Source organism: Klebsiella sp. MS 92-3 (assembly GCF_000195655.1).
In the GTDB taxonomy this organism is placed as follows: Bacteria; Pseudomonadota; Gammaproteobacteria; order Enterobacterales; family Enterobacteriaceae; genus Klebsiella; species Klebsiella pneumoniae.
The window spans coordinates 67,149-73,523 of record NZ_GL882724.1; the positions used below are offsets into that span (position 1 = coordinate 67,149).

Annotated in this window: 9 protein-coding genes; 7 read left to right on the forward strand and 2 right to left on the reverse strand. The window is 57.4% G+C overall.

Features of this window, described 5'->3' with window-relative positions; all coding sequences use genetic code 11:
- Nucleotides 1-854 (reverse strand): calcium/sodium antiporter (locus HMPREF9538_RS24410; protein ID WP_009484011.1); only part of this gene is annotated, 854 nt, incomplete at its 3' end.
- A gap of 209 nt (nucleotides 855-1,063) precedes the next feature.
- Here HMPREF9538_RS24410 and mlaF point away from each other — a divergent pair.
- The 7 genes from mlaF to murA all read left to right on the forward strand — a co-directional run bounded on the left by mlaF (nucleotide 1,064) and on the right by murA (nucleotide 5,870).
- Nucleotides 1,064-1,876 (forward strand): phospholipid ABC transporter ATP-binding protein MlaF, encoded by an 813-nt coding sequence (mlaF, locus tag HMPREF9538_RS24405; protein ID WP_004150950.1) that lies wholly within the window; start codon nucleotides 1,064-1,066, stop codon nucleotides 1,874-1,876.
- 7 nt (nucleotides 1,877-1,883) lie between these two features.
- Nucleotides 1,884-2,666 carry a lipid asymmetry maintenance ABC transporter permease subunit MlaE gene (gene mlaE, locus HMPREF9538_RS24400; protein ID WP_004150949.1) on the forward strand — a complete coding sequence of 261 codons (783 nt, stop codon included), beginning with the start codon at nucleotides 1,884-1,886 and terminating at the stop codon, nucleotides 2,664-2,666.
- A gap of 4 nt (nucleotides 2,667-2,670) precedes the next feature.
- Nucleotides 2,671-3,222 (forward strand): outer membrane lipid asymmetry maintenance protein MlaD, encoded by a 552-nt coding sequence (gene mlaD, locus HMPREF9538_RS24395; protein WP_002918387.1) that lies wholly within the window; start codon nucleotides 2,671-2,673, stop codon nucleotides 3,220-3,222.
- A gap of 18 nt (nucleotides 3,223-3,240) precedes the next feature.
- A complete protein-coding gene (mlaC, locus tag HMPREF9538_RS24390; RefSeq protein WP_002918386.1) occupies nucleotides 3,241-3,876 on the forward strand; it encodes a phospholipid-binding protein MlaC in 636 nt (211 codons plus the stop codon).
- Nucleotides 3,876-4,163 carry a lipid asymmetry maintenance protein MlaB gene (gene mlaB, locus HMPREF9538_RS24385; protein ID WP_004181416.1) on the forward strand — a complete coding sequence of 96 codons (288 nt, stop codon included), beginning with the start codon at nucleotides 3,876-3,878 and terminating at the stop codon, nucleotides 4,161-4,163. The genes mlaC and mlaB overlap by 1 nt, the downstream gene beginning before the upstream one ends.
- 139 nt (nucleotides 4,164-4,302) lie before the next feature.
- On the forward strand, nucleotides 4,303-4,557 hold the full coding sequence (ibaG, locus tag HMPREF9538_RS24380; protein WP_002918383.1) for a BolA family iron metabolism protein IbaG: 255 nt from the start codon (nucleotides 4,303-4,305) through the stop codon (nucleotides 4,555-4,557).
- 53 nt (nucleotides 4,558-4,610) lie between these two features.
- Nucleotides 4,611-5,870, forward strand: a complete 1,260-nt coding sequence (gene murA, locus HMPREF9538_RS24375; protein ID WP_002918382.1) for a UDP-N-acetylglucosamine 1-carboxyvinyltransferase — start codon at nucleotides 4,611-4,613, stop codon at nucleotides 5,868-5,870.
- A gap of 55 nt (nucleotides 5,871-5,925) precedes the next feature.
- Here the strand turns inward: murA and sfsB are convergent, their stop codons facing one another.
- Nucleotides 5,926-6,198 carry a DNA-binding transcriptional regulator SfsB gene (sfsB, locus tag HMPREF9538_RS24370; RefSeq protein WP_002918381.1) on the reverse strand — a complete coding sequence of 91 codons (273 nt, stop codon included), beginning with the start codon at nucleotides 6,196-6,198 and terminating at the stop codon, nucleotides 5,926-5,928.
- Nucleotides 6,199-6,375 lie beyond the last annotated feature (177 nt).

Below are 6,375 nucleotides of genomic sequence, written 5' to 3' on the forward strand. Positions count from 1 at the left end.
GTTCGATGCCATTCAGCTCGGCTGTGGCGGGGGGGGGCGGCGGCCCCGCCCGCCGCCCCCCCGGGCGCCGCGGGGGGGGGTAAACCCAGCACCAGTGCGATATTAAGGATATTGGCGCCGATGATATTGCCGATGGCAATATCATCTTCCCCTTTCCGCGCCCCGGCGATGGCGGTGGCCAGCTCCGGCAGGCTGGTGCCTATCGCCACCACCGTCAGGCCGACGGTCAGTTCGCTGATGGCGAAATAGTTTGCCAGCACTGTACTGTTATCCACCACCATGCGGGTCGCCATCGGCATGACGATCATCGCTACCCCTAACCAGAGCAGGGCGACCGGCAGCGACCCTTCGCGTGGCAGCTCCGCCAGCTGTTCGCGGGTCAGGCTATCGCTTCCCTGGCGCTCCGCCAGACGAGCGATTTTGATGGTGAACAGCAGCCACAGAAGCGCTAACGCCAGTAAAAATAGCCCGTCGAGACGGGTCAGTTGTCCATCGTAGAGCACCAGTCCCGCCAGCACGCTGACCAGCAACATTAGCGGTAATTCGCGGCGCAGAATATCAGAATGCACGGTAAATGGCCTGAGTAAGGCGGCGAGACCGAGGATCAATAAGATATTGGTGATATTAGATCCGAGCGCGGTGCCGACCGCCAGATCGGTCTGCCCGTGCAGCGAGGCCGCGGTGGCGACCATGATCTCAGGCAGGCTGGTGCCGATACTGACCACTGTCATGCCGATGATCAGCGGCGGGATCCCCAACATACGACACAGGATGGAGGCGGCATAGACCAGACGATCGGCGCTGTAGACAACCAGCAATAAACCAATAATTAACAGAGCCGTCGCTAAGAGCATCTAAAGTCCTTTCTTCAGGTATAATCGTCGCCTCGCTGGGTTATCCCTACGCAGCGTAACGAATTCTTAATTTTGACTTTATGTGTGCCAAAAGTAAAACAAATGCCAGCTTTCGCTAACCTGTGCAGGTAAGATTCTGTAAAAATGTTGTGATTGTGGCGCAAGAAAGGGCCATGCTTGCCCGTCAGGTGTTTAGTAAGGATGATTTTATGAGCCAAACTCAGGCGAATTTAGTTGAAGTGCGCGGTATCCGCTTTTCACGCGGCGATCGTGTGATCTTCGACGACATCTCGCTGTCGGTGCCGCGCGGTAAAATTACTGCGATCATGGGACCTTCGGGGATCGGCAAGACTACCCTGTTACGCCTGATCGGCGGCCAGATCCCGCCGGACAGGGGAGAGATCCTGTTTGATGGCGAGAACGTGCCGCAGATGACGCGTTCGCGTCTTTATACGGTGCGTAAGCGGATGAGCATGCTGTTCCAGTCCGGCGCGCTGTTCACCGATCTCAATGTCTTTGACAACGTTGCCTATCCGCTGCGCGAACATACGCATTTGCCGCCTGCGCTGCTGCATACGACGGTGATGATGAAGCTGGAAGCGGTGGGGCTACGCGGTGCGGCGAAGTTAATGCCTTCTGAGCTTTCCGGTGGGATGGCGCGCCGCGCCGCCCTGGCGAGAGCCATTGCCCTGGAGCCGGATCTGATTATGTTCGACGAACCGTTCGTCGGGCAGGATCCCATCACTATGGGCGTGCTGGTGAAGCTGATTTCTGAACTCAACAGCACGCTGGGTGTCACTTGCATCGTGGTTTCGCACGATGTGCCCGAGGTGCTTAGCATCGCGGACTACGCGTATATCGTGGCGGATAAAAAGATTGTCGCCCACGGTAGCGCCCAGTCGCTACGGGAGAATACCGATCCTCGGGTTCGTCAGTTCATTGATGGTATTGCCGACGGTCCGGTGCCGTTCCGTTATCCTGCTGGCGACTATCACCATGATTTATTAGGCATAGGGAGTTGAGCGACTCATGCTGTTTAATGCGCTGGCCGCGCTAGGTCATCGCGGTATTAAAACCACCGCGACGTTTGGACGCGCCGGATTAATGCTTTTCAACGCCGTTGTCGGCAAACCAGAGTTTCGCAAGCACGCGCCGCTGCTGGTTCGTCAACTCTATAACGTCGGCGTCCTGTCGATGCTGATTATCATTGTATCGGGCTTGTTTATCGGTATGGTGCTCGGGCTGCAGGGGTATCTGGTGTTAACCACCTACAGCGCAGAGACCAGTCTTGGCATGCTGGTGGCGCTGTCGCTGCTGCGTGAGCTGGGGCCGGTGGTCGCCGCGCTGCTGTTTGCCGGCCGCGCCGGGTCGGCGCTGACCGCCGAGATTGGCCTGATGCGGGCCACGGAACAGCTCTCCAGTATGGAGATGATGGCGGTGGATCCGCTGCGTCGCGTCATTTCCCCACGCTTCTGGGCCGGTGTCATTTCGCTGCCGCTGCTGACGATTATCTTCGTCGCGGTAGGGATCTGGGGCGGTGCGCTGGTGGGGGTGAGCTGGAAAGGCATTGACGGTGGTTTTTTCTGGACCGCGATGCAAAATGCCGTCGACTGGCGAATGGATCTGGTGAACTGCCTGATTAAGAGTCTGGTGTTCGCTATTACGGTAACCTGGATTGCGTTATTTAATGGTTATGACGCTATCCCCACTTCCGCCGGGATTAGCCGGGCGACAACGCGTACCGTGGTGCATGCGTCGCTGGCGGTTCTGGGGCTGGATTTTGTGCTGACTGCGCTGATGTTTGGGAATTGAGTTCATGCAAACGAAAAAAACTGAAATCTGGGTAGGGGTGTTCTTACTGGTGGCGCTGCTGGCGGCGCTGTTTGTCTGCCTGAAGGCGGCGAACGTCACCTCGCTACGCACCGAGCCGACTTATCGCCTTTATGCGACTTTCGATAACATCGGCGGCCTGAAGGCGCGCTCGCCGGTGCGCATCGGCGGCGTGGTAGTGGGGCGGGTAGCGGACATTACGCTCGATCCGAAAACCTATCTGCCACGCGTGGAGCTCGATATCGATGAGCGCTACAACCATATCCCGGATACCAGTTCGTTGGCGATCCGCACCTCTGGCCTGCTGGGCGAGCAGTACCTGGCGCTGAACGTCGGTTTTGAAGACCCGGACCTCGGGACGACTATCCTTAAAGACGGCGGCACTATCCAGGACACCAAGTCCGCCATGGTGCTGGAAGATCTGATTGGTCAGTTCCTTTATAACAGTAAGGGCGGCGACAATCAGAATTCTGGCAATGATAAGGCCGAGGCAGAAGGTCATACTGACGCGACGCCGGCAGCCGGCACGACGCATTAATTTCAGGAGAAATACGATATGTTTAAACGCTTACTCATGGTCGCCATGCTGGTGATTGCCCCGCTGACCGCCGTCCAGGCCGCAGATCAGTCCAATCCGTATAAGCTGATGAATGAAGCGGCGCAGAAAACCTTCGATCGCCTGAAGAATGAACAGCCGAAGATTAAAGCTAATCCTAACTATCTGCGCGACATCGTCGACCAGGAGTTATTGCCGTATGTACAGGTGAAATATGCCGGCGCGCTGGTGCTGGGCCGCTATTACAAAGAAGCGACCCCTGCGCAGCGTGAGGCCTATTTTGCCGCCTTCCGTGAATACCTGAAGCAGGCCTACGGTCAGGCGCTGGCGATGTACCATGGGCAGACTTACCAGATTGCTCCGGAGCAGCCGCTGGGCAGCGCAACCATCGTTCCGATCCGCGTCACTATCATCGACCCGAACGGTCGTCCGCCGGTACGTCTTGACTTCCAGTGGCGTAAAAATACCCAGACCGGCAACTGGCAGGCCTACGATATGATCGCGGAAGGGGTGAGCATGATCACCACCAAACAGAATGAGTGGAGCGATCTGCTGCGCACCAAGGGCGTTGATGGCCTGACCGCGCAGCTGAAAGCGATCTCTGCGCAGCCGATCACCCTGGAACAGAAAAAATAATGAGCGGGCAGCTGAGCTGGACTCGCGAGGGCGAGACGCTGGCGCTGCACGGGGAGCTGGATCAGGATCTGCTGGTCCCGCTCTGGGAGGCGCGCGCCCAGGCGACGGCGGGAACGGCGATCATCGATCTCAGTCAGACCACGCGCGTGGACACTGCGGGCCTGGCGCTGTTAGTGCATTTTGTGGCGCTGATTCGCCGTCAGGGCCGGGAAGCGCAGCTGGTCGGCAAGAGCGAAAACCTGCAAACGCTGATCGGTCTTTACAACCTGCCTGCCGATCTGATCTGATAATCTTTTCAGTGCCTTAGCACTGAAGCTATTCCGAAAGCCCTGGCAATCTTTTCGCCGGGGCTTTTTGCTTGTTTAAGACCGCGCCACTTTCCTCTAAGATGTTGGGCTGTTTTCACTATCAGATAAATTTGAGCCCATGGAAAATCATGAAATTCAGACCGTGCTGATGAACGCACTCCCCCTCCAGGAAGTCCACGTCTCTGGCGATGGCAGCCACTTTCAGGTTATTGCTGTGGGTGAGATGTTCGATGGCATGAGTCGGGTGAAAAAGCAGCAGAGCATCTACGCGCCGCTGATGGAATATATTGCCGACAACCGCATCCATGCGCTGTCGATCAAGGCCTTTACTCCGCAGGAGTGGGCGCGAGACCGCAAACTCAATGGCTTCTAAGCTGTGGGGGATCCCCTGCAGCGTATGTGAATTTTTAATAGAGAACAGAATCAATGGATAAATTCCGTGTTCAGGGGCCGACTCGCCTTCAGGGTGAAGTCACCATCTCCGGGGCAAAAAACGCCGCCCTGCCAATCCTCTTTTCCGCGCTGCTTGCCGAAGAGCCGGTAGAGATCCAAAACGTACCTAAGCTGAAAGACATCGATACCACCATGAAGCTGCTGAGCCAGCTGGGCGCGAAGGTCGAGCGCAATGGTTCGGTATGGATTGACGCCGGCCCGGTCGATGTATTCTGTGCTCCGTACGATCTGGTGAAAACCATGCGCGCCTCTATCTGGGCGCTGGGCCCGTTGGTGGCGCGTTTCGGTCAGGGTCAAGTTTCTCTGCCTGGCGGCTGCGCTATCGGCGCGCGTCCGGTCGATCTGCATATTAGTGGTCTGGAGCAGCTAGGCGCCGAGATCAAACTGGAAGAAGGTTATGTCAAAGCCTCGGTCAGCGGTCGCCTGAAAGGCGCGCATATTGTGATGGATAAGGTGAGCGTCGGCGCCACCGTAACCATCATGAGCGCAGCGACGCTTGCGGAGGGAACGACGATTATTGAAAACGCCGCTCGCGAGCCGGAGATTGTCGATACCGCCAACTTCCTGAACGCGCTGGGCGCAAAAATCACAGGCCAGGGTAGCGATCGCATTACCATCGAAGGCGTGCAGCGCCTGGGCGGCGGCGTCTACCGTGTGCTGCCTGACCGTATTGAAACCGGGACTTTCCTGGTGGCCGCGGCGATTTCCGGCGGCAAGATCCTCTGCCGTAACGCGCAGCCGGATACCCTGGATGCCGTACTGGCGAAGCTGCGCGACGCCGGGGCTGACATCGAAACGGGCGAAGACTGGATCAGCCTCGATATGCACGGCAACCGTCCGAAAGCGGTCAACGTGCGTACCGCGCCGCACCCGGGCTTCCCGACCGATATGCAGGCCCAGTTCACGCTGCTTAACCTGGTAGCGGAAGGGACCGGCGTGATCACCGAAACGATCTTTGAAAACCGCTTCATGCACATTCCGGAGCTGATCCGTATGGGCGCGCACGCGGAGATCGAGAGCAATACCGCTATCTGTCACGGCGTGAAGCAGCTTTCTGGCGCGCAGGTGATGGCGACCGATTTGCGCGCGTCGGCGAGCCTGGTGCTGGCCGGCTGTATCGCTGAAGGGACCACCATCGTCGATCGCATCTATCATATCGATCGCGGCTATGAGCGTATCGAAGATAAACTGCAGGCCCTGGGCGCCAATATTCAACGCGTGAAGGGCGAGTAACCGCGTCCTGACAGCGCCCCGGAACAACGTCCCGGGGCGCTGTCGAGCAATCACATCACTTGTCGATCTTCTTCTGACGCATCATCTGCGTTCTGTCGATAAACTCATGAGTCACCGGGTCGTGGTAGCGTGACGGCCAGATGACCCACGGCTGCGTTTCCAGCGCTGTGGCGATAATCAATTCGCCTTTCGGCCAGGGGCGGGTCAGGGCGTTCGCCAGCGTTGAAGAACTTAGTCCGTGCCGTCGCGACTCTGCCGCCAGCGATGTTCCCCGTTTACGTAATCCCGCAACAATATCTGCGGGATGCCAGTCGATGAACTTATCCATAAATTCTCCTGGTGTTAAAGGTCCAGATCGTCCCACATGGGCGATAGAGACACTATACCCGCGTACTATGTAGGGTTCTAACAAGTTCTGTTAAAGCGCCGGAATATTCAGAATCTATCAAGATATTCGGAAGTTTAGGGAGAGAAATGGCATTTTACTGGAACTTTCCCCCCCCCC

Excerpts from the sequence above, each read along its gene's own strand:
- mlaF (WP_004150950.1), top strand. The coding sequence starts at position 1,064 with ATGAGCCAAACTCAGGCGAATTTAGTTGAAGTGCGCGGTATCCGCTTT.
- mlaE (WP_004150949.1), top strand. The coding sequence starts at position 1,884 with ATGCTGTTTAATGCGCTGGCCGCGCTAGGTCATCGCGGTATTAAAACC.
- mlaD (WP_002918387.1), top strand. The coding sequence starts at position 2,671 with ATGCAAACGAAAAAAACTGAAATCTGGGTAGGGGTGTTCTTACTGGTG.
- mlaC (WP_002918386.1), top strand. The coding sequence starts at position 3,241 with ATGTTTAAACGCTTACTCATGGTCGCCATGCTGGTGATTGCCCCGCTG.
- mlaB (WP_004181416.1), top strand. The coding sequence starts at position 3,876 with ATGAGCGGGCAGCTGAGCTGGACTCGCGAGGGCGAGACGCTGGCGCTG.
- ibaG (WP_002918383.1), top strand. The coding sequence starts at position 4,303 with ATGGAAAATCATGAAATTCAGACCGTGCTGATGAACGCACTCCCCCTC.
- murA (WP_002918382.1), top strand. The coding sequence starts at position 4,611 with ATGGATAAATTCCGTGTTCAGGGGCCGACTCGCCTTCAGGGTGAAGTC.
- sfsB (WP_002918381.1), bottom strand. The coding sequence starts at position 6,198 with ATGGATAAGTTCATCGACTGGCATCCCGCAGATATTGTTGCGGGATTA.